Source organism: Plantibacter sp. CFBP 8775 (assembly GCF_014839505.1).
Classification (GTDB): domain Bacteria; phylum Actinomycetota; class Actinomycetes; order Actinomycetales; family Microbacteriaceae; genus Plantibacter; species Plantibacter auratus.
The window spans coordinates 666,153-691,258 of sequence record NZ_JACYNV010000001.1; the positions used below are offsets into that span (position 1 = coordinate 666,153).

Below are 25,106 nucleotides of genomic sequence, written 5' to 3' on the forward strand. Positions count from 1 at the left end.
CCCACTCCAGCGAATCGAAGGCAACGAACATGGTCACAGTCCAGGGAGCGTCACCCGCCACACGAGCGGTGGTGACGAACCATCCACGCCGGGCGCGCACGCTGCGGCCGGGCAAGCCCCCGAAGTCCACCGGCTCCCGAGTCACCCCGTGGCTGTTCCTCGTCGTGCCGCTCGCCTTCCTGATCGTGCTCACCTACGTGCCGGTCGCGAACATGTTCTGGTACAGCCTCACCTCGTGGGACGGCCTGGAGCCCGAACAGGAGTTCGTCGGCATCGACAACTTCGTGCAGATCTTCACGAAGCCCGAGATCTTCCAGGTCTTCTTCGTGAGCCTGTACTACCTCGTCGGAGCCGTCGCCCAGCTCGTCCTGGCCCTCTACCTCGCCACGCTGTTGAGCTTCCGCACCCGCTTCAAGAACCTCTTCAAGGGCGTCATCTTCTTCCCCTACCTCATCAACGGGGTCGCGATCGGGCTCGTCTTCCTCTACTTCCTCCGCCCTGGCGGCACCCTCGACGCCCTGCTCGCGGCGGTCGGCGTGCAGGACACCCCGCAGTGGCTCGGCGACCCGTCGTTCGTGAACGCCTCCCTCGCCGCCACGTCCGTCTGGCGGTACATGGGCCTCAACTTCGTCCTGTTCCTCGGCGCGATCCAGTCGGTCCCGTCGGAGCAGTACGAGGCCGCCGACCTCGACGGCGCCAACTCGTGGCACAAGTTCCGCTTCATCATCCTGCCGAGCATCCGGCGCATCCTCGGCCTCTCGTTCATCCTGGCGATCGCCGGCGCCCTGTCCGCCTTCGAGATGCCGTACATCATGACCGGCGGCGCCAACGGGTCCGAGACCTTCGTGATCCAGACCGTGAACACGGCCTTCAAGTTCTCCAAGGTGGGGCTGGCGTCGGCGATGGCCGTCGTCCTGCTGCTGATCGTCCTCATCATCACCTTCGTCCAACGCCGGGTCTTCCCCGACGAGAAGGGAGGCGAGTCGTGACTGCCACCACCGACCGACCGGTCTCCGCGTCCGCTCCCGAGCCCCGTACCCCGCTGCGGCGGACGAGGCGCGGGCCGAAGCGTCCGCAGGGTGCCGCCGCCCTCACCGCGACGACGATCAAGTACGCCTCGCTCATCATTGCGAGCCTCTTCGCCGTCGTCCCGCTCGCCACGATCTTCATGCTCGCGTTCAAGACCGACCGCGAGCAGCGGACGACCGGTCCGCTCACCCCGCCGTCGAACTGGTTCAATTTCGACAACTTCGTCGTCGCGTTCGATCAGGGCGGCATGGTCACCGGCTTCCTGAACACCGCGATCATCCTGCTCGTGTCCGTCGCCGGGACGATCCTGATCGGCACCATGTCGGCCTACGCACTCGACCGGTTCCGGTTCCGCGGCCGGAAGCTCGTCATGGGCCTGTTCCTGCTCGCGACGCTCGTGCCGTCGGTCACGACCCAGGTGGCCACGTTCCAGGTGGTGTCCGCACTCGAGCTGTTCAACACCCGTGGCGCCGCGATCCTCCTCTTCATGGGGACCGACATCGTCGCGATCTACATCTTCCTGCAGTTCATGCAGTCGATCCCCGTCTCCCTCGACGAGGCGGCGATGCTCGACGGCGCGAACCGCTTCACGATCTACTGGCGCATCATCCTCCCGCTGCTGAAGCCCGCCGTCGCGACGGTGGTCATCATCAAGGGCATCGCCATCTACAACGAGTTCTACATCCCCTTCCTGTACATGCCGTCGCAGGACCTGGGGGTGATCTCCACCTCGCTGTTCCGGTTCATGGGACCGTTCGGCGCCCAGTGGCAGATCATCGCGGCCGGGACGATCCTCGTGATCATCCCGACGCTCGTCGCCTTCCTCTTCCTGCAGCGATACATCTACAACGGCCTGACCTCTGGAGCAACCAAGTGAGCATCATCGACACCGCCACCGTCCGTCCCCTGACCACCCGCCTCCTGCACGAGGGGTGGAGTCTGCGTGCGGTCGGCGGTGCCGTCCCCGAGGCCTTCGTCGGGACGAGCGTCCCCGCGACGGTGCCCGGCCTCGTGCACACGGACCTCCTCGACGCCGGGCTCATCCCCGACCCCTTCCTCGACCGCAACGAGCACCTCGTGACGTGGATCGGATCGACGGACTGGGAGTACCGCACCACCTTCACGTGGGAGCCGGACGGCCACGAGCGGCACGACCTCGTGTTCGAGGGACTCGACACCGTGGCGACGGTGACCGTGAACGGCTCGGTCGTCGCGACCACGCGGAACCAGCACCGCACGTACCGCATCGACGTCGGTGCCGTCCTGCGCGAGGGCGAGAACGAACTCGTCGTCCACTTCGCCTCTCCCGTCGCCGCGGCGGACCTGGCCAGCCTCGAGATCGGCTACCGCCCCCACACCTACTCCCACCCGTTCAACGCCATCCGCAAGGCCGCCTGCAACTTCGGCTGGGACTGGGGACTCGACGCCGCCTCGTCGGGACTCTGGAAGCCCGTGAGTCTGCAGTCCTGGTCGACGGCCCGGCTCGCCTCGGTGCGTCCGGTCGTGACCGTCGACGGCGGCGAGGGCCGGGTGGCCGTGCACGTCGACGTGGAACGCGCCGGCGACGGTGATGTCGCCCTGGCACTCTCGGCCACGGTCGCCGGCGCGAACGCCGACCTCGTGCTCCCGGCCGGCGCGGACTCCGCCGTGGTCGAACTCGCCGTGCCGGACGTCGGACTCTGGTGGCCTCGCGGGTACGGCGAGCAGCCGCTGTACGACCTCGACGTCGTGCTCGGGCAGGACGAGGCACGCCTCGGCGAATGGTCGAAGCGGATCGGGTTCCGGACCGTCGCGGTCGAACTCGAACCCGACGCGGAGGGTACCTCGTTCCGCTTCGTCGTGAACGGCGAGGCCGTCTGGGTGCGCGGCGCCAACTGGATCCCCGATGACGCCTTCGTGACCCGCGTGGACCGCGCGCGGCTCGCGCGCCGGATGGACCAGGCCGAGTTCGCGAACCTCAACCTGCTCCGCATCTGGGGCGGCGGCTACTACGAATCCGACGACTTCTACGAGCTCTGCGACGAACGCGGGATCATGGTGTGGCAGGACTTCCTCTTCGCCTGCGCGGCCTATGCCGAGGAGGAGCCGCTGTGGAGCGAGGTCGAGGCGGAGGCACGCGACAACATCACGCGCATCATGCCGCACGCGAGCCTCGTGCTGTGGAACGGCAACAACGAGAACATCTGGGGCTTCGAGGAGTGGGGCTGGGAGAAGCGTGTCCAGGGTCGTACCTGGGGCATGGGCTACTACCTCGACCTGCTGCCGCGGCTCGTCGCCGAGCTCGACCCGGCCGGCAACTACACCGCGGGCAGCCCCTGGTCGGGCACGCCGGACATCCCGGCCAACGATCCGGACCACGGATCCGTGCACCTCTGGGAGCTGTGGAACCGCGTCGACTACCCCGCCTACCGCGACGTCTCGCCGCGCTTCGTGGCCGAGTTCGGTTGGCAGGGCCCGGCGACGTGGTCGACGATCGACCGGGCGATCTCGGACTCCCCGCTCACGCCCGAGTCGCCCGGCATGATCCACCACCAGAAGGCGACGGACGGGAACGACAAGCTGACCGACGGACTCGTCGCGCACCTGCCGCTGCCGGACGACACCGAGGACTGGCACTGGGCGATGTCGCTCAACCAGGCGAACGCGGTGACCGTCGCGATCGAGCACTTCCGGTCGTGGAGCCCACGCTGCATGGGATCGATCGTCTGGCAGCTGAACGACTGCTGGCCCGTCACCTCCTGGGCGGCCGTCGACGGCGACGAGCGCGCGAAGCCGCTGCTCTACGCCCTGCGGCACGTCTACGCCGACCGGCTCGTGACCGTCCAGCCGCGTGGGGAGTCCCTCGTGGTCGCCGTCCTCAACGACGGGCCCGACGCCTGGGCCGACGACCTCGTCATCCGACGGGTGCGCTTCGACGGGACCGAACTCGCCGCAGTGCGCGTCCCGGTCGACCTGGACCGACGCTCCTCGACGCTCGTCGACATCCCGGAAGCGGTCGCGGTCGCGGGCTCGGCGCCCGACGAGGTGCTCGTCGCCACGCTCGGGGCGGAACGCGGCTTCTGGTCCTTCACCGAGGCACGTGATTCGACGATCCCCGCCCCGCGGTTCAGTGCCGAGGTCGCCCGCGAGGAGGACGGCTACGCCGTGACCATCACGGCCGAGTCGTTCCTCCGCGACCTCACGCTGCTCGTCGACAAGCTGGACCCGGTCGCCGTCGTCGACGACCAGCTCGTGACCCTCCTGCCGGGAGAGCGCGTGACGTTCCACGTGCGGACCGAGGCCGAACTCGGCGAGGACGAGCTCCGGTCGACCCAGGTCGTGCGCACCGCGAACCAACTGGTCGAGGACTGGGCGCGGTGACCCTGGCGGACCTGACCAGGAGGCAGGACCCGTCGAGGTCGATCGCGCTCGCGGTCGACCTCGGTGGCACCAAGGTGGAGGCGGCGCTCGTCACGGCCGAAGGCGTCGTGGTCGAGGGCAGCGCGCATCGGGCGCCGACGGGGCCCGAGGCCGGGCGCCGTGCACTGGAGGACGCCGTCGACCGGGTCGTCCTCGCTGCGGTCGCACACCTGCCGGACGGTTCCGCGCTCGTCGGCGTCGGCATCGGTTCCGCGGGTCCCGTCGACCTCGGCCGCGGCACTGTGAGCCCGAAGAACCTCCCGCGACTGCACGGCTTCGACCTCCGGACCCATGTCGCGCGGCTGTTGCCGGACGCCCCGGTGATGGTCCGCCTCGACGGTACCTGCATCGCGCTCGCCGAGCACTGGCTCGGAGCGACGCGCGGCACCGAGAACTCGATGGCGATGATCGTCTCGACCGGTGTCGGCGGTGGCGTCATCCTCCACGGCCGGTTGATCGCCGGCCGGAGCGGGAACGCCGGCCACATCGGTCAGGTGCAGATCGCCTCGCGCGTGCCGGGGGAGTCGGCCGACGACGCGACGCTCGAGCGCATCGCCTCCGGACCACGGAGCGTCGCCTGGGCGCGGGCCCGCGGCTGGGACGGGCACACCGGCGAGGCGCTCGCCGTCGATGCCGCGGCAGGGGATCCCATCGCACGGTCCGCCGTCGTCCGTTCGGCCTCCGCGGTCGGCCAGGCGATCGCGAGCGCCGCGACCCTCCTCGACCTCGAAGCGGTCGCCGTCGGCGGTGGGTTCACCGCCGTCAGCACCGACTACCTCGACCTCGTCCGTGCCGCCGTGCAGGACGCCATCGTCCTCGACTACGCGGCCGGCGTGGTCGTCACCGGTTCCGCGCTCGACGGCGCAGGTCCGATCCTCGGCGCCGCAGCACTCATCCACCGACCGGAGGCACTCGGCCTCCCACCGCTCGACCCGATGCACCATCCCAGACGAAGGAGCCTGGCACGATGAATCGCACCCCCGACCCCCGCCCACCGCACCGCAACTCGAGCGGCCGTCTCGCCGCCGGCATGCTCGCGGCGGCCGTCACCGCCGCACTGCTCCCGGCGCTCGCGTCGCCGGCAGCCGCCGCCCCGGCCGACTGGACCTCGCTCAACACCTCGTTCGTCGAGCGAGACGGCTCCCGCCTCGTGCTCGACGGCGAGACCTTCCGCTTCAGCGGCCCGAACATCTACTGGCTCGGTCTGGACGAGAACGTGGGCGGGGTCGACTACCCAACGGCCTTCCGCATCGCCGACACCCTCGACGCGGCGGCACGGATGGGTTCGACCGTCGTCCGGACGCACATGATGACCTCGACGGGCCAGGACGGCGCGAACCCCCTGGCCATCATGCCGGCCCTCGGGCAGCTGAACGAGGAGGCCTTCGCGACGATCGACTTCGCCGTCGCGTACGCCGGCAAGCTCGGCATCCGGCTGGTGCTCCCGCTCACCGACGAGTGGGAGTACTACCACGGCGGGCATCGCGACTTCACGACCCCGTACGGGCTGACGTCGGACGACTTCTACGCCGACGAGCGGCCGATCGCCGCCTACCAGGCCTACGTCGACGCGATCCTCCAGCGGACGAACGCGCTCACCGGCGTCCGGTACACCGAGGACCCGACGATCATGGCGTGGGAGCTCGGGAACGAGTTGGAGGGGATGACCGCCCCGTGGATCGACCGGCAGGTCGCGTTCATCAAGGAACGCGCCCCGCAGCAGCTCGTCGCGGCCGGTCGTCGATTCGACATCGACCCGGACACGCTCGCGGCGCCGGGGCTCGACATCGTCGACGTGCACTACTACCCGCCCACCGCCGCACGCGTGTCCGCGGACGCGGCCACCGTCACCGCCGCGGGCAAGGTCTACCTGGCCGGCGAGTACGCCTCCACGGCTGCGAGCCCGGCGCTGCTCGAACCGCTCGTCGCCGACCCGAACGTGACCGGCATGCTGTTCTGGTCGCTGTTCGGCAACGACGACCGTGGTGGGCTCGTCCCGCACGACGACGGGTTCACGATCCATGCACCCGGTGCGACCGACGCCGAGCGCGCCCGGGTCTCCGCGATCACCGCCTATGCCGCCGCGATCGGTGCCGTGCCGGCTGCTCCCGCCGTCGGGACACCGCTCATCACGGCGGTCGACCGCGCGGACGGCATCAACACCGTCCGGTGGCGCGGGGCCGGCGGTGCGGTCTCGTATCGGCTCGAACGCTCGCTCGACGGGACCTCGTGGACCGCGGTCGACACCGGCGCGCTCCGGGCCGATGCCGGGTCCGCGACGGACTTCGCCTCGCCGACGGGAGCGGTCTACCGCGTCGTCGCGATCGACGGGGCCGGGGCCGACGCAGCGTCGTCGGACCCGGTCATGACCGAGACCGACACCCGCGTGCTCGTCGACCCGCTCGAGTCCTGGCTGCTCACCGAGGCGCACGACGGTGCGACGATCGCGCCACGCGCGGACGGGACGAGCGTGGTCGCCGCCTCCGATGGAGCCAGCGTCACCTGGAAGCAGGACCGACTCTCGGCGGCGTCGTTCATCGTCTCCGGACCGGTCGTGGTCGAGTCCAGCGCTGACGGTTCAGCCTGGGTGACCGCCGCGTCCGAGGCCGGACCCGGCGGCACGGTGATCGCTCGCGATCTGACGGGGCCGTACCTCCGGGTGACCCTCGCCGCCGGCGCGACCGTGTCGCGGGCCACCATCTGGTCGGCGGTGGACGCTCCGAGCGGGCCGCCGGCGGCGTTCGCATCCGTCTCACCGGCGCCCGGCACCGTCGATGTGACCGCGACGCCGACCTTCACCTGGGAGTCGGCGGCCGGCGCGGCCTACTACCGCTTCACGCTCGCCGCGCAGGCCGACCTCGGAAACCCGGTCGTGGTCGTCGACGGCGTCGGAACCCCCTCGGTCACCCCGACGGTCTCCCTCACACCGGGACAGATGTACTGGTGGTCGGTCACCGCGGTCAACGGAGCCGGGACGACCGCCTCGAGTACGGGAGCGGCGGACTTCCTCATGAAGGCGCTGCCGAGCGAACCGCTCGTCGTCGAGGATTTCGAGTCGTACGTCGATGACGCCGCCTTGCAGGCCGCCTACGTGCGGAACACCGGGGGCGGCGCCGTGACACCGACGCTCACGCCGAACCCCGACACCGGCACGAACGCGATGTCGGCCGCGTACGACCTCGCCGGTCCCGGCTATGCCGGCGTCGTCCGCACCTTCCAGACGCCGCAGGACTGGTGGGGCTACACCGGGCTCCAGCTCTGGGTGCAGGGGACACCGGGCGACGACGTCACCGTCCAGTTCGTCACGCGTGGGACGTACTGGGAGACGGTCGCGCCCATCGAGGGCGAGGGCTGGCAGCTGATCGAGATCCCGTTCTCCGCCTTCGCCCCGCCGGCCTGGGCTGGCGAGGCGACGTTCGACCCGACCTCCGTCACCCAGATCGGGTTCTACCTCGGTGGTGAAGGAGCCGGCACCCTGCTGGTCGACGACGTCGTCACGACGGTTGCGGCGCTGGAGCCGGAACCGGGCACGGGACAGCCGGGCACGGGACAGCCGGGCACGGGACAGCCAGGCACGGGACAGCCTGGAGGGTCGGGCGGCACCGACCCTGGGGCGCAGACGGACGACCTCGCCCGCACCGGCTGGGAGGCCACACCCTGGATCGTCGGCGCGCTCACGCTGCTCGCGATGGGTGGCCTGCTGCTGGTCCGCGGTCGACGGCGTGCCCTCTGATGGCGCTGCACCGCATCACCAGCGACCCCAAGCGGTACGCCTGGGGGTCGACGACGGCCATCCCGGAGCTGCTGGGGATACCCGCCGACGGTTCGCCTCAGGCTGAGCTCTGGCTCGGTGCACACTCCGGCAGCCTGACCGAGTTCGTCGATCGGGATGGCGGTCTTCCGGAGAGTCTCAACGAGTGGATCGTGTCGGACCCCGACGCGGCTCTCGGCGGGCGTTCCAGGATGCCGTTCCTGGTGAAGCTGTTGGCCGCCGCGAGGCCGCTCTCCCTCCAGGTCCACCCCACGCCCGACCGGGCCAGAGCGGGGTTCGCGGATGAAAACCGACGCGGCGTACCGCTCGACGCACCGCATCGGAACTACAAGGACGCGTGGCACAAGCCGGAGATCATCGTCGCCCTGCGGGACGGGTTCCGTGCCCTCTGCGGCTTCCGTGCGGTCGAGGAGTCGCACGCGCTGCTGGGGCATCTCGCCGGACGCATCGTCGGCCCGGACCGGCGGGCGCTGGACGAGCTGGCGGCGCGGCTGCTCGACGCCGGGCTGGAGCCGACGGTGCAAGCCGTGCTCGAACGACGCACACCTGGCGTGGTCGCCGCCCTCGTCGCAGCCGCCGGTGTCGGCACCGACGGTGGAGCGGCCCCGGACACCGACGGTCGATCGCGCTGGACGGCCGAGCGGGAACTCATCCTGCAGCTCGCCGAGGAGTATCCGGGGGACCCCGGCATCGTCGTCGCGGCGCTCCTCAACCTCGTGACGCTGCGGGAAGGCGAGGCGTTGTTCCTGCCCGCGGGGAACATCCACGCCTACCTCTCCGGATTCGGGGTCGAGGTCATGGCGTCGAGCGATAACGTGCTGCGTGGCGGGCTGACGCCGAAACACGTCGACGTGCCGGAACTGCTCGCCGTCCTCGAGATCGCTCCGATGCCGGTCCCGTTCGTGGAGCCGGTGGCGCGTGTCGGTGGCGGGGTCGTCTACCCGGTGCCGGTCGACGACTTCCAACTCGTCCAGGTCGACCGGGGGACGGCGAGCGACCTCGCTCGCGGCGGGGCGGCCGTCATCATCGTGACCGCCGGTACCGCGCGCGTGGAACAGGGCCCGGACACGGTGGTGCTGGAGCGCGGTGCCGCGGTGTTCGTCTCGCCGGGTCCGGAACCGGTGACCGTGTCCACGGACGGGAAGGTGTTCGTCGCCACCGGGTGACCGGCCAGACTGGACCCATGATCACCATCCACCTCCGCTACCAGATCGACCCCGAGCAGCTCGACACCTTCACCGAGTACGGGCGGCGCTGGATCCGCCTCGTGAACCGGCTCGGTGGCGACCACCACGGCTACTTCCTCCCAGCGGAGGGCGACAACGACGAGGCGTTCGCGCTGTTCAGCTTCCCGTCGCTCGCCGCCTACGAGCAGTACCGCATCGCCGCGGCGACGGATCCGGAGTGCATCGAGGCCTACGAGCTCGTGCGGGGCACCGGCTGCATCGTGCGCTTCGAGCGTCGTTTCCAGACACCGCTCTTCGGCGATCAGGCGGTCGCGGAGGAACGCGCATGACCGTCCCGACCGTCGACACCTCGAAGCTCGCGGAGCTCGACACCCTCGTGACGCCCAGGCTCCGGCTGGTCCCGCTCGGCTCCGCGCACCTCGAACCGACGCTGCGCGGCCTGGCCGACCCGGAGACGCTGCGTCTCACGGGCACGCACGGCCCGATCCCGCGCGATCTGATCGAGCGGCACCTCGCGACCATCGGCGGACAGGACGACCGGGCCGACTGGGCCGTCACCGCGATCGATTCGGGGGAGTACCTCGGCGAGGTGGTGCTCAACGAGCTCGACGAGGACAACGCGTCGATGAACTTCAGGATCGCGCTGACTCCCGGGCGGACCGGACAGGGGTTCGGGACGGAGGCCACGACAGCGGTCCTCGACCACGCGTTCTCCGTGCTCGGCCTGCACCGAGTCGTCCTGGACGTCTACTCGTTCAATCCGAGGGCGGAACGGTCCTACGTCAAAGCCGGGTTCGTCGTCGAAGGGCGTCAGCGTCACACGCTCCACTGGGACGGCGCATGGGTCGACTCGATCCTGATGTCGGTGCTCTCGACTGACCACCGCCGGTCCGGCACGGACGGCTGAGCGTCAGTAGGGCGCGCGGAACGTCAGGGTGAACCGGGTCGGGGCGTCCTCGGTGAGGAGGGACCCGTTCAGGAGTTCGGCGCGTTCGCTCAGGCCGACGAGGCCGTGGCCCGCGGACGACCACGAGCTGTCGGACGACCGCGCGGGGCGGGCGTTCCGGATGATCACGGTGACCTCGTCGGCGGAGGCTTCGGCGCGGACGTCGACCGCGGCCCCTGGTGCATGCTTGCGCGCGTTCGTCAGCCCCTCCTGCACCGTCCGGTAGATCGCACGCTGCACGGGTGCGGGGAGTCCGTCCGGTAGCTCGATGGCGGAGGTGACGGCGATGCCGCTGTCCGCGATCAACCGGTCGAGGTCGTCGACCGTCGGTTGCGGGGCCAGCGGCGCATGTCCGGTCTCCGCACGCAGCAGCGTCACCATGTCGCGCAGCTCGTCGAGCGTGCGCGACGCGAGTGACCGGATCGTCACCGCCATCCGCTTCGTCCCGGGTTCCTCGGTCTGCACCTGGATCGCACCGGCCTGGACGGCGATCAGACTGACCTGGTGGGAGACGACGTCGTGCATCTCCCGGGCGATGCGCGTGCGCTCCTCGACCAGGACGTCGGAGGCGATGCGCGCCCGCTCGCTGCGTCGGATCTGTTCGAGGTCGCGGATGCGGTCGAACAGCTCGCGGCGGGTGCGCACGAGCAGGCCGAAGGCGATCGGTGCCGCCGCGTAGAGCGCGGCGTACACGATGGACAGGATCGTGTAGTTGGGCGACGTCCACCCCCACCACGGCACCGCGGCGAGGACGAAGACCACGGCGCCCGTCGTGACGAGCCGCCAGCGTCGCCGTTCCCGCACCGCGACGGAGAAGAGCGACGCCAACCCGGCCAGGGTGGCGAGGTTGAGGGTGAAGGCAGGCACGGCGAGGAGGAGCGACAGCCACGGCCAGCGTCGCCGGAAGATCAGACCGACGGCAGCGGCGATCGCCAGGCCGGACTCCCAGGGTGTCGCCCACTCGAGCGTCGTCAGGCTCTCGACGGCCGCCGCCGCGATGAGGGCGAGTTCGAGGAGGACCGACCAGAGCCGGGAGCGCGGCTTCACCGGGTCTCCGCCTCGTCGCCACGGACCCCGGCACGCTCGGCGATGATGGCGGCTTCGAGTCGGGTCGTCACCTCGAGTTTGCCGAGGATGGCACTCACGTGGTCCTTCACGGTCGCGCGGCTGAGGTGCAGTGCCTCGCCGATCTCGGTGTTGGACGCGCCGGTCCTGAGCGCGGCGAGCACATCCTGTTCGCGGCCCGTCAGCCCGGACAGACGCCGTGCCGCCTCGCGGTCGGCTGCGCGGGCGAATCCGCCGACGAGCGTCCGGGACACCTGCGGGGACAGCACGATGCCGCCCGCGGAGAGGGATCGGAGCAGCATGGGGAGCTGCTCCGGGTCCGTGTCCTTCACGAGGAACCCTGCGGCGCCACTGCGGAGGGCGCGTGCGATGTAGTCGTCGGAGTCGAAGGTGGTCAGGATCGCGACGACGGGTGGGTCGTCCCAGGTCTGCAGTTCGTCGAGGATGTCGAGCCCGTTGCGCCCTGGCATGCGGACGTCCAGGAGCACGACGTCGGGACGGCTCGAGCGGATCGCCTCCACGGCGCCGATCCCGTCGACCGAGGCGACGACCTCGATGTCCTCGACGGCACCCAGGATGAGTTCGAATCCGGACCGCACCAACGCCTCGTCATCGACGATGGCCACTCCGATCACGGTGTCCTCCTCAGCTCGACTCTCACCCTACGAGTCCCGGGAAGCGGCCGGCGACGGCCAGACGGCTGAACCCGCCAGGTGGCGGGGGTGGAATAGCCCGCAGCAGGATGCGGGTCGCGCCGACTCGGGCGGATACTGAAGCGCCCCGGTGACGTGAGCGCCACTCGGAGCATCGACATCGAGGGTGTCGATCGAACGTCCGGGGGAAGCACGATGCGAGAACAGTCATGATACGAGTGCGCGTGGAGCAACGGATCCCGCTGTCGAAGCCCTATCGCGCGGCCGGCGAGCTCGAGCAGCTCGAACGCGTCCTCGCCGGAGACCACGTCCACGGCGACGGTGTCTTCACCGCGTCGGCCTCCGAGCACCTCAGGCACCTCACGGGCGCGCCGCACGTGCTGCTGACAACCTCGGGGACCCACGCGCTCGAGATGATGACCCGACTGATCGGCGTCGGTCCCGGCGACGAGGTCATCCTGCCGACCTTCACCTTCCCGTCGGCGGCGAACGCGGTGGTCCTCGCCGGAGCGACGCCCGTCTTCGTCGACAGTGACCCGGCGACGGGCAACCTGGACCCGCAGCACGTCGCCGACGCCATCGGACCCCGCACGCGGGCGATCTCGATCATGCACTACGGCGGTGTCCCGGTGGACGTGCCGGCGTTCCAGCAGCTCACGGCCGAGCACGGGCTGCACCTGCTCGAGGACAACGCGCACGGCCTCGGGGTCGCGGGCGACGATGTCCGCCTCGGCACGGTCGGAGCGATGGCGGCCCAGAGCTTCCACGACACGAAGAACGTGCACTGCGGCGAGGGCGGTGCCCTGCTCATCTCCGACGAGACCGTCCTGCTGCACGCGGAGATCATGCGCGAAAAAGGGACCGATCGCGCACAGTTCCTCCGCGGGCAGGTCGACAAGTACAGCTGGGCGGACCTCGGGTCGAGCTACCTGCCGAGCGAGCTCAACGCCGCCGTCCTCGACGCCCAGCTCCGCGATTTCGACGTGATCCAGGGGCATCGGCATCGCATCTGGGACCGCTACGCGGCCGAACTCGCCGAGTGGGCGCACGATCGCGGCGCGACACTCATGGACCCACCCGGTGGCGTGCACGCCGCGCACCTGTTCTTCCTCCTGCTTCCGGATGCGCAGGTGCAGCAGGAGCTCTTGCGTCACCTCCAGGCGCACGGTGTCGGTGCCGCCTTCCACTACGTGCCGCTGCACTCGAGCGCTGCGGGTCGGCGCTACGGCAGAGTGGTCACCGAGCCGCAGCACGCGGTCCGGTTCGCCGAGCGTCTCGTCCGGCTCCCGTTGTGGCCCGCCATGACGGACGACGAGGTGGACCGTGTCATCACGGCGGTCCGAGCGTTCGGACCAGTGACACCAGCAGCACCCACCGCACCTGCGGTGACGGCATCGACGGGACGGGACTCCATATGGGCGTGATCGAGCAAGGGCTCCGGGCCATCCGCGGCGAGGGCGTCCGATCGACGCTCTGGCGCGCCGCGCACTTCGCCGACGGACGGTTCAACCCGATGCGGCGCAAGCCGACGGACCTGTACCCGAGCGACGCCATCGCCGCGGACTGGACGGTGCCGCGGAACTTCAACGCCGCCGAGTTCCCGGAGCGCCCGTACGACGTGGCGTGGTTGATCTCGCCGCCGAGCCGGACCTCGGGCGGGCACCAGAACGCCTTCCGGTTCATGGAGTTCCTCGAGCGGGCCGGGCACCGGCTCACGATCTACCTGTACCAGGCGTCGGCCCAGCCCGCGGTCGACATCGCCGGGATCCGGGCGATGATGGCGGCGAGTAGCGCGTACCCGGAGCTGCAGGCCGACATCGTCCGGTACGACCCGACGACCGGCATCGCGCCGGGCGCGGACGTCGTCGTGTCCTCCGATTGGCAGACGGCCTACCCCGCGTTCCGCTACGAGGGGCCGGCCAAGCGGTTCTCCTTCGTGCAGGACTTCGAACCCTGGTTCTACCCGGCCAGCAGTGAGTACGTGCTCGCGGAGAACACCTACCGATTCGGGTTCCACGGCTTCTCCGCAGGCCCCTGGCTCGCGCAGAAGGTCGCGGACGAGTACGGGATGAGCTGCGACCACTTCGACTACTCGGTCGACAAGCAGCACTACTCGCACGTGAACGACGCGCCCCGCACCGAGATCCTGTTCTATGCCCGCCCGCCGACTCCTCGGCGCGGCTGGGAGATCGGCGAGCTCGCCCTGACCGAGTTCCACCGACTGCGCCCCGACATCACGATCAACCTCGTCGGCTGGGACATGTCGGGATACGAGACCGGCTTCCCGTTCGTCAACCGGTCGGCGATGGACATCTCGGAGCTCAACGCGGTCTACAACCGGTGTGCCGCGGGCCTCGTCCTCTCGCTGACCGACATGTCGTTGCTGCCGCTCGAGATCATGTCCTCCGGGGTCGTGCCCGTCGTCAACGACAGCCCGAACACGACCGGGGTCCTCGACAGCCGGCACATCGAGTACGTCCCGCTGTCGCCCGCGGCCATCGCGCGTCGCCTCGTCGACATCATCGAGCGGCCCGACGCGGTCGAGCACGCCAAACGCATCTCGGCGTCGATCACCGCCGCGGACTGGTCCGACCCGGGCACGCAGTTCGTGGCGCAGTTCGAGCGCGCGATGCGCACGTCGATCTGACGAGTCTCCGCCGCGTCAGCCCGCCTGCACCGGTCAGCCCGCCTGCACCGGTCAGCCCGCCCGCACCTGTCGGCCCCGTGAGTCGATGTCGGGCACCGTGGCGGTGGTGGCCGCTGAGCGTGAGCCGAGGACGGTGAGTGCAAGCTCGACCGCCTCCCGCACGCTCAAGCCGGTCGCCGTGAGGGTGTTGAGCTGCGCGAGGGCCTCGGGATCCACGATGACGACCGAGACGGGCGATTCGGGCCCCGCCTCGCCCACGGCGGACCCGGCGCGTGCTCGACGGGTGGCGAGCCCGCGAGCGATCCACGCCCGGTTCCGCTCGACGTCGATCTTCAACAACCGTTTGTTGTTCCGGACCCGTTCGGCGACGAGTCTGCCCTCGTGGATGTCGGAGTACACCTGCCAGCGCGGGTAGAGGAGCCGGGTCGCGAGGTCGGTCGGTCGCAGGGGGACCGGGAGGTCGTCGATGAAGTCCTGCAGCACGGCGTCGGCGAGCGCCTCGCGGAGCGGTCGCCGCTGCAGGGTGTCGTCGGGCGAAGCTGGGAACGGCAGGGTCATGGGGATCCGGTGGTCAGAGGTCGGGTATGGTCCAGTGTCACTCCGGGTCCTGCGCCCCGGGTGGACTTCACCTGGAAACCACCCCGGAACCAACCCCTGCAATCCGTTGACCGTGCAAGTGCCGGTCTCATCGCACGGACCTGATCGGCAGCACGGCGAGTCCGCCCAGGACGGCGAACACGATCGCCGCGACATACAGCGCGTGATAGTTCTCCCCGCCACCGAGCGCGAGCAGGGGGACGGCGACGATCGGTACGAGCAGCTGTGGGAGCTGATAGGAGAGGGAGACGATGCCGAGGTCCTTGCCGGCCTCGTCGAACGACGGCAAGACCTCCGTCGTGAGGGCGATGTCGACGGACACGTAGGCACCCTGCGCCGCTCCGACGATGAAGATGCCGACGAGGAACACGGTGACGTCGGGGGAGATGATCGCGACCCCGAGTCCGACCGCGCTCAGGAGGCTGGAGACGAGCACGATCGGCTTGCGTCGCCCGGTCCGGTCGGAGATCCAACCGAACAGGACCGTCATGACGATGTTCCCGACCGTGAAGATGATGAGCGCGTTCGCCTGGATACCCGACGCCTGCTCCTTCGGGATGCCCAACTGGTCGATGATGAAGAACAACAGGTAGATCGACACCGAGACGATCGACATCGTCACGAGCAGGCGGCAGGCCCACGCCCAGAAGAAGTCGCGATAGCGCACGGGGTTCAGCCAGTACGTGGACAAGATGTCGGCCACGCGCAACGGCGGAGCAGGTACCGTCCGCACGATGTCTCGGAGCCCGAACACGAGCGCGGTGCTCAGGACGCCGCCGATCAGGCCCGGCACGACGAACCAGGTCCACCGCGCGTCATTGGGGAGGGCGGCGACGATCTGCGCACCGACGATCAGGGCGAGCCCGCCCGAGACGCTGGCGGCGGCCGCGACACGCGCCCGGATCCGTGCCGGGATCTGATCGGCGAGCAGCGCGTGCACCGCCATGTTCGTCGCACCGAAGCCGAGCTGCACGATGCTCCACCCCAGGATCGTCACCGCGAGGCTGTCACCCGTCGCCAGGATCGCGACCCCGCCGAGCGCCACGACCGCTCCGCCGAGCATCCATGGCCGCCGCATCCCGAATCGCGAGAGCGAACGGTCGGACAGCCGGCCGAACAGCGGCGTGATGATCATGATGACGACGCCGCCGACCGCCGCGACGATCGAGAGGTTCGTCCCCTTCGTCGCGTCGTCGAGGAACGCGAGGGCCTTCGGAATCGACGCCCCGCTGATGGTGCCGAGCGCCAGCGTGACCCCGAACCAGGCCAGGACGAACAGCGGCAGGAAGCCGCGCGCCTGCGGGGACCCGGGGACGGCGTCCGGATCGACCGCCGCGACGGGGACGGCGTCACCGATGCGCGGCTCCGGCTCGACTGGCCCCGTGGACGGACCGGTGGGTGGGGTGTGAGCTGACATCATCGTCTCCTCGGCTGGATCGGTTCGGGTACGAGCGGGTTCGTCCCGTAGGCCTCACGGAGCGCGGTGGCCTGGACCGCCTGCCACTCCCTCGCGCCCGCCATGACGGCCGTGAGACCACCTGACGCATGGACGTGGCCGCGCCCGATCCACGTCACCGTCGGGACCCCCGCCTCCACGAGTCGGCGTCCGTACGCCAGACCCGCGTCGCGGAGCGGGTCGTGCTCGGCGACCTGGATCAGCGTGGGCGGCAGGTCCGAGAGGTCGTCGGCCTCGAGCGGGGAGGCGTAGGCGTCCGCCGCACGCGGACCGCCGAGGTAGAGCGGCACGAGTGCCTCCGCGTCGTCCAGCCCGAACCCGCGCGCGTACCGGGTGGCGGAGTCGCCCGACGGGGTCAGCGACACCGCGGGGACCTCGAGCGCCTGATGGACGAGGGGGAGGTCAACCGAGTCACGCAGGTGGAGGACGGCGCTCGCCGCGATCCCGCCACCCGCCGAGTTGCCGGCGATGCCCAGGCGGCCCGGGTCGACGTCGAAACGGCTCGGGCCTGCTTCGGAGGTCAGGACCCGCAGGGCGTGGATGGTGTCGTCGACGGCGGCCGGATAGGGGTGCTCGGGCGCGAGTCGGTACCCGAGCGCGACGACCTGGATCCCGGCGGCGAGGGCCCGGGCGGCGAGGAGTCGGTCGTTCAGGAGCTCGTGGACGGTGCCGGACGTGAAGCCGCCGCCGTGCAGCGCGAGTTGGGTGGGCGCCGGAGACGGGAGTCCTTCCGGGCGGTATCGGCGGAGCTCGAGCGGCCCGGCCGGTCCGTCGATCCAGCTCGTGGTGATCTCGACCGACGACGGCGCGGGTTCGGTGAACTCCTCCGCCAGGAGGTCGGAGAGCCGCCGCGCCGCCTGCCGACGGAGGGCCAGGTCCGTGGAGCGGAGTGCCGGCAGCTGCTCCGCGTGCTGCTCGATCCGCGCAGCCCAGGCGAGGATGCCCGGATCCAGCCGCAGCTCCTCCACGGACGTCACCGCGAGGCCTCCGCCGGCTCGCGGAGCGGCGCACCGTAGCTCGCCGGCTCCTCGTGGAGCGTCCGCAGGGTCGTGATGACGTCGCGATGCAGGTGGTCTGCGGCAGGGACGTGACCGGTCAGCCCGCCGGAGGTGTGCGTCTGCCCGATGTACCGGACGCAGCTCACCGGCACGCCGGCCTCGCTCAGCACGCGGGCGTAGGCCTCGCCGTCTCCGCGGAGCGGGTCCATCTCCGCCGTGTAGATGACGGCCGGTGGCAGACCCCGGTGGTCGGTCGCGAGGAGTGGCGACGCGTACGGTTCGCGCTGCATCGCCCGATCCGGTCCCAGGTACTGGACGACGAGCTGGCGCGCGAGGCGACGCAGGATGGCACCCGGCACCTGCGTGATCCCACGGGCGTCGAGGTGTCCGCGCGTCAGGTCGAGCGCTGGAGCCTCGAGCAGCTGCAGCCGGATCGGTCGCTTGGCGCGGTCGCGGTTCATGAGGGTCACGGCGGCGGCGAGGTTCCCGCCGGATGATGCACCGCCGATCGCGAGTCGATCGGGGTCGCCGCCGAGTGAACGCGCGTGCTCGGCCGCCCACTCGAACACGGACCAGCACTGCTCCGGTTGTGCGGGGTACCGGACCTCCGGGGCCAAGGAGTACTCGCCGGCGACGATGATGACGCCGGCCTCCCTGGCGCGACGACGGAACCCCGCATCCCAACCGATCCAGTCGATCCCGGCGATCGTGAAGCCACCGCCGAAGAAGTACACGAGGACGGGCCGACCACCGGACGCACCGTCGGCCAGGGCGGGGAGTCGCTGCTGGTCGGGCCAGTAGACGCGGAGCCGTGCGTCCGGGTGGCCGGGCACGTGGACGGTGTGGTCCTCGGTCGCTGCCACGAGGGTCTCGGTGCCGAGCGCCTCGGAGGACATCCGGTCGAAGGCGGCAGCGTGTGCACGCCGCCCGACGGGATCCTTCGGCTCGGGCGTCTGCTGCAGTGCTGCCAGACGCCCTGAGACCGCCGTGACGAACGCGTCGACGGTGGGCTTGCTCCGAGCCATGGTGTTCCTCCGATCCCGGCATCGATGCCGTGTCCGGTTCGAGTATCCGCTATCGAAGAACTTCGATCAAAGAACTTTTCACGAGCTAGGATCGTCGGAGGAGGTGCGCCATGGACGAGCGACCGCAGAAGGCGACGATCTACGCGGTGGCCAAGCGTGCCGGCGTGAGCATCTCCACCGTCTCCCTGGCCATCAACCACCCGCAGCGGGTGAATGAAGCGACGCGGCGATCGGTCATCGCCGCAGCGACGGAGCTCGGTTACCGCGGTGGTGCCGCCGCGAGCGGTGCCCAGCGGATCGCCGTCGCGGCGCCGTTCTCGAGTTACGCCTCCTATTACCGCCGACTGTCGGGGATCATGGAGCGCGCCGCGATGGACTCGGTTGAGATCGTCGTGCACGACCTCCCTTCGGCGGCGGGGAGCGACAGTCCCGTCCTCGACGCGCTTCCCATGCGTGCGGGGATCGACGGGATCGTGGTGATGGGCGTGCCGCTGTCACCGGCCGCGTTGGAGTCGAAGGCGCTCCCCGGCCCACCCGTCGTCCTCGTCGACGTCCCGGACGGCGCGCAGCGGCGGCTCGGGCTGCCCTCCGTCCTCATCGACGACGAACGGGGTGGTGAACTCATCGCCCGACATCTGGCGGAGCTCGGTCACGAACGGGTGGTGTTCCTCCACGAACCGCAACGCTCCGAGGAGTATGTGTCGGCCGGCATGCTGCGGGCGCGCGGCCTGGGTCACCTGCTCACCATCTCCGAGGCCGTGGCCGACGTCGCCGCGACGGACCTCGTCGAAGCCGTCGGTGCCGCGCTCGAGCGGGCGTTCCGGGCCGACCCGGAAGCGACCGTCGTGGTCGCCAACCACGACGAGCTGGCCGCCGCCGCGCATCGGGCGTTCCGCGTCACCGGCGCGCACCTGCCGGAGGGGCGCTCGCTCGTCGGCTACGACGACGGACCGCTGGCGTCGGCACTCGACCTCACGACCGTCCGCCAGCCGTTCGAGGAGTCCGGGTACGCGGCGCTCGATCTCCTGCTCGGTCGGCTGTCGGGTGAGCACGCCCGCGTCTCATCGGTCCAGCTCGCACCCGACCTGGTCGTCCGAGGCACCACCTTCCGCGTCTGACCCCGACGCCGCGAGCGCCCGCCGCAGCGACGCTGTTACCCTCGACGCACGAACACCACCGTTGAGGGAGGAATCGTCATGGGCAACGACGCCGGACGACAGGACCGAGCACGCGCAGGATCGAAGCGGGACGGAGCGCTGCAGCCCGCGGGCGGCGGGGAGGTCGAACCCGTCCTGGTCCAGGATCCGGAGCTGCCGCCCACGGCGGTCGACGAGGCCGACCTCGCTCCGAGATGGACCCCGGCGAAGGTGATCCTGTGGGTCGCCATCGCCCTCCTCGGCGGTCTCGCCTGGACGATGCTCGCCCTCGTCCGGGGCGAGACGGTCAATGCGATCTGGTTCGTCTTCGCGGCGGTCTGCACCTACCTCATCGCCTACCGTTTCTACTCGAAGCTCATCGAACGCAAGCTGCTGCGCCCCGACGACCGGCGGGCGACCCCGGCCGAGTACCTCGCCAACGGCAAGGACTTCGTCCCCACCGACCGCCGGGTGCTGTACGGCCACCACTTCGCGGCGATCGCCGGTGCCGGTCCCCTCGTCGGCCCGGTGCTCGCGGCCCAGATGGGCTACCTGCCCGGCACCATCTGGATCATCATCGGCGTGATCCTGGCGGGTGCCGTGCAGGACTACCTCGTCCTCTTCTTCTCGATGCGCCGTGGCGGACGTTCCCTCGGCCAGATGGCGCGTGACGAGCTCGGTGTGATCGGCGGGACGGCGGCGATCATCGCGACGCTCGCGATCATGGTCATCATCGTCGCGATCCTCGCCCTCGTGGTCGTCAACGCGCTCGGCGAGAGCCCGTGGGGTGTCTTCAGCGTCTCGATGACGATCCCGATCGCACTCTTCATGGGCGTGTACCTGCGGTTCATCCGGCCGGGCAAGATCACCGAGATCTCGATCATCGGCTTCGTCCTCCTCATGTTCGCGATCGTCGCCGGCGGCTGGGTCGCCGAGACCGAGTGGGGCGCCGCGGCGTTCACGCTCGACCGCACGGTCATCGCGGTCGGAATCATCGTCTACGGCTTCGTCGCCGCGATCCTGCCGGTGTGGCTGCTCCTCGCACCACGCGACTACCTCTCCACGTTCATGAAGATCGGCACGATCGTCATGCTCGCGGGAGCGATCGTCCTCGTCCGCCCGGAGATCACGGTGCCGGCGTTCAGCGAGTTCGCCGGTGGTGACGCCGGGCCGGTCGTGAGCGGCTCGCTCTTCCCGTTCCTCTTCGTCACGATCGCGTGCGGCGCCCTCTCCGGCTTCCACGCGCTCATCGCGTCCGGCACCACACCCAAGCTGATCGAGAAGGAGCGCCAGACCCGCTTCATCGGATACGGCGGCATGCTCATGGAGTCGTTCGTCGCGATCATGGCCCTCGTCGCGGCACTGTCGATCGACCGCGGCATCTACTTCGCGATGAACTCCTCCGCAGCGGCCACGGGCGGCACCGTCGAGGGGGCGGTCGCCTTCGTGAACTCGCTCGGCCTCGCCGGGGTGAACCTCACACCCGACGTGCTCACGCAGACGGCGGCGAACGTGGGGGAGGAGTCGATCGTCTCCCGGACCGGCGGGGCGCCGACGCTCGCCCTCGGCCTCGCGCACATCATGCAGCAACTCATCGGTGGCACATCGCTCATGTCGTTCTGGTACCACTTCGCGATCATGTTCGAGGCGCTGTTCATCCTCACCGCCGTCGACGCCGGGACGCGCGTGGCGCGCTTCATGCTGCAGGACACCTTCGGCAACATCATCCCCAAGTTCCGCGATCCGGACTGGCGGGTCGGAGCGTGGATCTGCACCGCGGTGATGGTGGCGGCGTGGGGAGCGATCCTCATCATGGGCGTCACCGATCCGCTCGGCGGCATCAACACCCTCTTCCCACTGTTCGGCATCGCGAACCAGTTGCTCGCCGCCATCGCGCTCGCCGTCTGCATGGCGATCGTGGCGAAACGCGGGAACTTCCGCTGGCTGTGGATCGTCGCCGTCCCGCTGGCGTTCACCGCCGTGGTGACGATCACCGCGTCGATGTTTAAGATCTTCTCGCCGGTGCCTGCCGTCGGCTACTGGGCGCAGAACGCGGCGTTCCGTGAGGCGCTTGCCGCGGGCGAGGACAGCTTCGGCAATGCACCGACGCGGGCGGCGATGGAGGCGGTCGTGCGGAACACCACCGTGCAGGGAGTGCTCTCGATCCTGTTCGTGACCCTCGCGATCATCGTCATCTTCTTCGCGATCCTGCACACGGTGCGGTCGTTCCGCTCGGGTGGTGGGCCGAGTTCGGAGGATCCGGCGCTGCCGTCACGCCGGTATGCGCCGTCGGGGCTCATCGCCACGAAGGCGGAGAAGGCACTCGAGCGGGAGTGGTCGACCGTGGATGCTGACAAGCGACCCGCGCGGTCGGGGCACTGATGTCCGGCATACGACGGGGCTGGGCCGCGCTGCGGTGGTTCGTCACCTCGCTGATGGGTGACACCGCCTACGCCACCTATGTGGATCACCAGCGTCGCGTCCATCCCGACGCAGCGGTCCCCGACGAGCGCACGTTCTGGCGGGAGCGCTTCGCGGAGCAGGACCGGACGCCCGGCTCGCGCTGCTGCTGAGCTGCTGCTGCTGCTGCTGCTGCTCCAGCGGTTCAGGCCCGCGAGCGCCGCTTCCAGCCGGTGAGCCGTTCAAAGCGTCTGCCGTCGATCGGGACCGTGCGGTCGGGCAACGACAGTGAGGCCTGGTGGGTCCCGCCGACGGCCCTGGTGGCCTGTTCGGTGGCGGCAGCGACGCGTTTGGCGACCATGCCGACCGTCCCGGCTTCGCCCCGGAAGCCCCACACCGTCGTCGTGTGGAGGACGGAGCCGTGTTCGGTCGGCCGGACGGCGACCGGCACCGCGCATCGCGCGAACGGCCGACGCACGCCGAGCAACGAGAGGAGCGGCACGATCTCCAGGGCGAACCCGCTCCAGTTCGAGGCCGCGTCATCCCCGATGACGGCGTAACGGATAGTCCAGGGACCGGCGGCGTACTCCTCGGGAACCACGGTGAAGCCGTCCGTCTGCAACGCCGACAGCAGTGCCGTCATGGTGTCGGTCGGCGGGAGCGGGGAAACGACCTCATGGACGCGCACCATCGATCCGATGGCGAACGCGTGGCCACTCATGCCGGTGTCCCTACTGGTCCACGGCGTGGACGGAGAGGACGACCTGCTCCTCCGGCACGAGCGCCTCGAGGGCCTTGCGAGCGCTCGGGTAGTCGCGGCCCTCGGCCTCGATGGTGCGGGTTGCCGTCGGTCGGAAGACCGCGGTGCCGACGAGGTCGCCGTTCACCCGGCCACCGCCGTGCAGCCCGGCGAGGGCGTGCCCGGGCGGGGTGGAAGCGAGGACGGCGGCCCGCAGGGCTGCGACGTCGGGTGCGGAGGCTTCGGTGGTGATGGTCGCGCGGTCGCGGACGGTGGCGATGAGCTTCACCCCTCCAGCCTACGGAACGTCGTGTTCCGGGACGAACCCCTTCCGGTCCCTGCCGAGGGACCTCCCGAATCCGGTGATCTTCTCCCGGTCCCTGAGCAACTTCCACCGGTCCCTGAGCAACTTCCACCGGTCCCTGAGCCTGTCGAAGGGCACACGTGGGACCTCTCGCTCCGGTGATCTTCTCCCGGTCCCTGAGCAACCTCTCCCGGTCCCTGAGCTTGTCGAAGGGCACACGAGCAACTTCCGCAACCGGTGCGACTCGGCATCTGGAATGTCAGTGGTCCATGATGGACTTGTTCCATGACCGAGACCACCCCAACCGCGACCCGCGTCGGCGATGACTACGCCGCGCACCTCGCGGAGTTCTCGGACGAGTGGACTGAGATCCACCGGCAGCAGGCCGTACTCGACGCACGGATAGCGCGCCTCCTCGCCCGCTCCGCCGCCTACGCCGATGCCTTCGCGGACGCCACGGTCCCCGTGATCTTCCCGCCGGCCGAGCGTCAGGCGCTCTCCCGCCGGTCGACGTGTGCGGCTCTCGCGATGGCGACCCGAATACCGGAGCGGACGATCCAGCGGGCGACCAACGACGCCGAGCGCCTCGTGAACGACGCACCCGCCGTGCTCGCCTCACTAGAGGCCGGCCGTATCTCGGCTCGGCATGCGCAGGTGATCACCGACCAGCTGTGCGACGTCCCGGCCGCAGGTCGGGCAGCGTTCCTGGAACAGGTCCTTCCGGTAGCCGAGAGCGCGACCGTCTCGTACCTCCGGCAACGCGCCCGCGTCCTGCGGGAGCGCCTCCACCCCGAGTCCATCACCGCCCGAGCAACCCGCTCCGAAGCCGACCGCCGCGTCGAGTTCGAACCCGCAGCCGACGGCATGGCCTGGGTACACCTGTTCATCGCAGCGCCGATCGCGCAGGGCATCGTCGAGCGGATCGAGGCGGCCGCGGCGGAGTCACGCAATGCCGGTGACACCCGCACCTGTGGACAACTGCAGGCCGACGCCCTCGCGGCGCTCGCACTCACCGGCGTGACCCCGGAAGACGTCATGTCGAGCCCGGTCCTCCCGCACCCGATCGAGGTGCAGGAGCACATCAAGCCGACGGTGCAGATCACGGTGCCGGCACTGGGCATGGCCGGCGTCAGCGACGCCCCGGCCACCCTCGACGGGTACGGCCCGATCGACCCGGAGACCGCAGCACGTATCGCGGTCAATGCACCGAGCTTCACCCGGATCCTGGTCCAGCCGGAAACCGGCGCGGTCTTGTCGGTTGGGCGGAATCAGTACCGGGTTCCAGCCGATCTGCAACGGGCGGTGCGCATGCGGGATGGCACCTGTCGGGCACCGGGCTGCGGGAGGCGAGCCAGGGCCTGTGACCTCGACCATTCGGTCGCGTGGGAAAACGGCGGGGTGACAGATGTCGGCAATCTCGCCTGCCTCTGTCGACATCACCACCGGATGAAGCACCTCCCCGGGTGGAACCTCGACCATCGGCCGGGCGGGGTCCTCGACTGGACGACACCTGACGGGAAGCACCACCGGACCGAGCCTGATCCCGCACCGTTCTGACCTGCCTCGACGTACTCGGATCGAAGGGTTCCTCGTGGGCACTTCGACAAGCTCAGTGACCGGGATGGGTGTGCCCGCGTAGCTTCGGCCGTGAGCCTGTCGAAGGGTTCCTCGTGGGCACTTCGACAAGCTCAGTGAGCGGGAGAGGTGTGCCCGGAACGATGAGGCGTCCTCGTGGGCAGTTCGACGAGCTCAG

The 25,106-nt window shown here is 70.0% G+C and carries 22 protein-coding genes; 14 read left to right on the top strand and 8 right to left on the bottom strand.

Going from position 1 to position 25,106, the window contains the following annotated elements; translation table 11 throughout:
* The first annotated feature begins 71 nt into the window (after positions 1-71).
* From IFR14_RS03145 to IFR14_RS03180, 8 genes are read left to right on the top strand one after another with little or no spacing between them, the layout of a single operon-like run.
* On the top strand, positions 72-989 hold the full coding sequence (locus IFR14_RS03145) for a carbohydrate ABC transporter permease (protein ID WP_446728073.1): 918 nt from the start codon (positions 72-74) through the stop codon (positions 987-989).
* Positions 986-1,906 carry a carbohydrate ABC transporter permease gene (locus IFR14_RS03150; protein WP_435892116.1) on the top strand — a complete coding sequence of 307 codons (921 nt, stop codon included), beginning with the start codon at positions 986-988 and terminating at the stop codon, positions 1,904-1,906. The genes IFR14_RS03145 and IFR14_RS03150 overlap by 4 nt, the downstream gene beginning before the upstream one ends.
* Positions 1,903-4,389 carry a glycoside hydrolase family 2 protein gene (locus IFR14_RS03155; RefSeq protein WP_342365632.1) on the top strand — a complete coding sequence of 829 codons (2,487 nt, stop codon included), beginning with the start codon at positions 1,903-1,905 and terminating at the stop codon, positions 4,387-4,389. The genes IFR14_RS03150 and IFR14_RS03155 overlap by 4 nt, the downstream gene beginning before the upstream one ends.
* Complete coding sequence (locus IFR14_RS03160; RefSeq protein WP_342365633.1) at positions 4,386-5,399, top strand: ROK family protein; 1,014 nt, start codon at positions 4,386-4,388, stop codon at positions 5,397-5,399. Before IFR14_RS03155 ends, IFR14_RS03160 begins: the two co-directional genes overlap by 4 nt.
* The gene (locus tag IFR14_RS03165; RefSeq protein ID WP_191940197.1) at positions 5,396-8,161 is read left to right on the top strand and encodes a CIA30 family protein; all 2,766 of its coding nucleotides are present in this window, start codon (positions 5,396-5,398) and stop codon (positions 8,159-8,161) included. The genes IFR14_RS03160 and IFR14_RS03165 overlap by 4 nt, the downstream gene beginning before the upstream one ends.
* The gene (gene manA / locus IFR14_RS03170; protein WP_191940198.1) at positions 8,161-9,366 is read left to right on the top strand and encodes a mannose-6-phosphate isomerase, class I; all 1,206 of its coding nucleotides are present in this window, start codon (positions 8,161-8,163) and stop codon (positions 9,364-9,366) included. The genes IFR14_RS03165 and manA overlap by 1 nt, the downstream gene beginning before the upstream one ends.
* 17 nt (positions 9,367-9,383) lie before the next feature.
* A complete protein-coding gene (locus tag IFR14_RS03175; protein ID WP_191940199.1) occupies positions 9,384-9,716 on the top strand; it encodes an NIPSNAP family protein in 333 nt (110 codons plus the stop codon).
* Complete coding sequence (locus IFR14_RS03180) at positions 9,713-10,294, top strand: GNAT family N-acetyltransferase (RefSeq protein ID WP_191940200.1); 582 nt, start codon at positions 9,713-9,715, stop codon at positions 10,292-10,294. Before IFR14_RS03175 ends, IFR14_RS03180 begins: the two co-directional genes overlap by 4 nt.
* A 3-nt stretch (positions 10,295-10,297) precedes the next feature.
* On the opposite strand, the gene IFR14_RS21110 is transcribed toward IFR14_RS03180, so the two are convergent.
* Together IFR14_RS21110 and IFR14_RS03190 are read right to left on the bottom strand one after the other, a co-directional pair.
* Positions 10,298-11,380, bottom strand: coding sequence for a histidine kinase (locus IFR14_RS21110; protein ID WP_191940201.1), 1,083 nt, complete (start codon positions 11,378-11,380; stop codon positions 10,298-10,300).
* Positions 11,377-12,033, bottom strand: a complete 657-nt coding sequence (locus tag IFR14_RS03190; protein WP_191940202.1) for a response regulator — start codon at positions 12,031-12,033, stop codon at positions 11,377-11,379. The genes IFR14_RS21110 and IFR14_RS03190 overlap by 4 nt, the downstream gene beginning before the upstream one ends.
* Positions 12,034-12,275: 242 nt before the next feature.
* On the opposite strand from IFR14_RS03190, the gene rffA reads away from it, so the two are divergent.
* Positions 12,276-13,475, top strand: a complete 1,200-nt coding sequence (gene rffA, locus IFR14_RS03195; RefSeq protein ID WP_342365634.1) for a dTDP-4-amino-4,6-dideoxygalactose transaminase — start codon at positions 12,276-12,278, stop codon at positions 13,473-13,475.
* Positions 13,472-14,698, top strand: a complete 1,227-nt coding sequence (locus IFR14_RS03200) for a rhamnosyltransferase WsaF family glycosyltransferase (protein ID WP_191940204.1) — start codon at positions 13,472-13,474, stop codon at positions 14,696-14,698. The genes rffA and IFR14_RS03200 overlap by 4 nt, the downstream gene beginning before the upstream one ends.
* 51 nt (positions 14,699-14,749) lie before the next feature.
* Here IFR14_RS03200 and IFR14_RS03205 read toward each other — a convergent pair whose 3' ends face one another.
* The 4 genes from IFR14_RS03205 to IFR14_RS03220 all read right to left on the bottom strand — a co-directional run bounded on the left by IFR14_RS03205 (position 14,750) and on the right by IFR14_RS03220 (position 18,774).
* Positions 14,750-15,256 (bottom strand): hypothetical protein, encoded by a 507-nt coding sequence (locus tag IFR14_RS03205; RefSeq protein WP_191940205.1) that lies wholly within the window; start codon positions 15,254-15,256, stop codon positions 14,750-14,752.
* A 127-nt stretch (positions 15,257-15,383) separates the two neighbouring features.
* The gene (locus tag IFR14_RS03210; RefSeq protein ID WP_191940206.1) at positions 15,384-16,712 is read right to left on the bottom strand and encodes an MFS transporter; all 1,329 of its coding nucleotides are present in this window, start codon (positions 16,710-16,712) and stop codon (positions 15,384-15,386) included.
* Positions 16,712-17,728, bottom strand: a complete 1,017-nt coding sequence (locus tag IFR14_RS03215; RefSeq protein WP_191940207.1) for an alpha/beta hydrolase fold domain-containing protein — start codon at positions 17,726-17,728, stop codon at positions 16,712-16,714. Before IFR14_RS03215 ends, IFR14_RS03210 begins: the two co-directional genes overlap by 1 nt.
* Positions 17,725-18,774 (bottom strand): alpha/beta hydrolase, encoded by a 1,050-nt coding sequence (locus tag IFR14_RS03220; RefSeq protein ID WP_191940208.1) that lies wholly within the window; start codon positions 18,772-18,774, stop codon positions 17,725-17,727. The genes IFR14_RS03215 and IFR14_RS03220 overlap by 4 nt, the downstream gene beginning before the upstream one ends.
* A gap of 110 nt (positions 18,775-18,884) precedes the next feature.
* Between IFR14_RS03220 and IFR14_RS03225 the strand changes: the two genes are divergently transcribed.
* From IFR14_RS03225 to IFR14_RS03235, 3 genes are all read left to right on the top strand, one after another.
* A complete protein-coding gene (locus IFR14_RS03225; RefSeq protein WP_191940209.1) occupies positions 18,885-19,892 on the top strand; it encodes a LacI family DNA-binding transcriptional regulator in 1,008 nt (335 codons plus the stop codon).
* Positions 19,893-19,970: 78 nt separating this feature from the next.
* On the top strand, positions 19,971-22,292 hold the full coding sequence (locus IFR14_RS03230) for a carbon starvation CstA family protein (RefSeq protein WP_191940210.1): 2,322 nt from the start codon (positions 19,971-19,973) through the stop codon (positions 22,290-22,292).
* The gene (locus IFR14_RS03235) at positions 22,292-22,483 is read left to right on the top strand and encodes a YbdD/YjiX family protein (protein WP_191940211.1); all 192 of its coding nucleotides are present in this window, start codon (positions 22,292-22,294) and stop codon (positions 22,481-22,483) included. The genes IFR14_RS03230 and IFR14_RS03235 overlap by 1 nt, the downstream gene beginning before the upstream one ends.
* 32 nt (positions 22,484-22,515) lie before the next feature.
* On the opposite strand, the gene IFR14_RS03240 is transcribed toward IFR14_RS03235, so the two are convergent.
* Both IFR14_RS03240 and IFR14_RS03245 read right to left on the bottom strand, forming a co-directional pair.
* The gene (locus IFR14_RS03240) at positions 22,516-23,031 is read right to left on the bottom strand and encodes a hypothetical protein (RefSeq protein ID WP_191940212.1); all 516 of its coding nucleotides are present in this window, start codon (positions 23,029-23,031) and stop codon (positions 22,516-22,518) included.
* Positions 23,032-23,041: 10 nt separating this feature from the next.
* Positions 23,042-23,338: a hypothetical protein gene (locus tag IFR14_RS03245; RefSeq protein WP_079704698.1), complete on the bottom strand. Its 297-nt coding sequence runs from the start codon at positions 23,336-23,338 to the stop codon at positions 23,042-23,044.
* Between the two features lie 300 nt (positions 23,339-23,638).
* Between IFR14_RS03245 and IFR14_RS03250 the strand changes: the two genes are divergently transcribed.
* The gene (locus tag IFR14_RS03250) at positions 23,639-24,910 is read left to right on the top strand and encodes an HNH endonuclease signature motif containing protein (RefSeq protein WP_191940213.1); all 1,272 of its coding nucleotides are present in this window, start codon (positions 23,639-23,641) and stop codon (positions 24,908-24,910) included.
* Positions 24,911-25,106 lie beyond the last annotated feature (196 nt).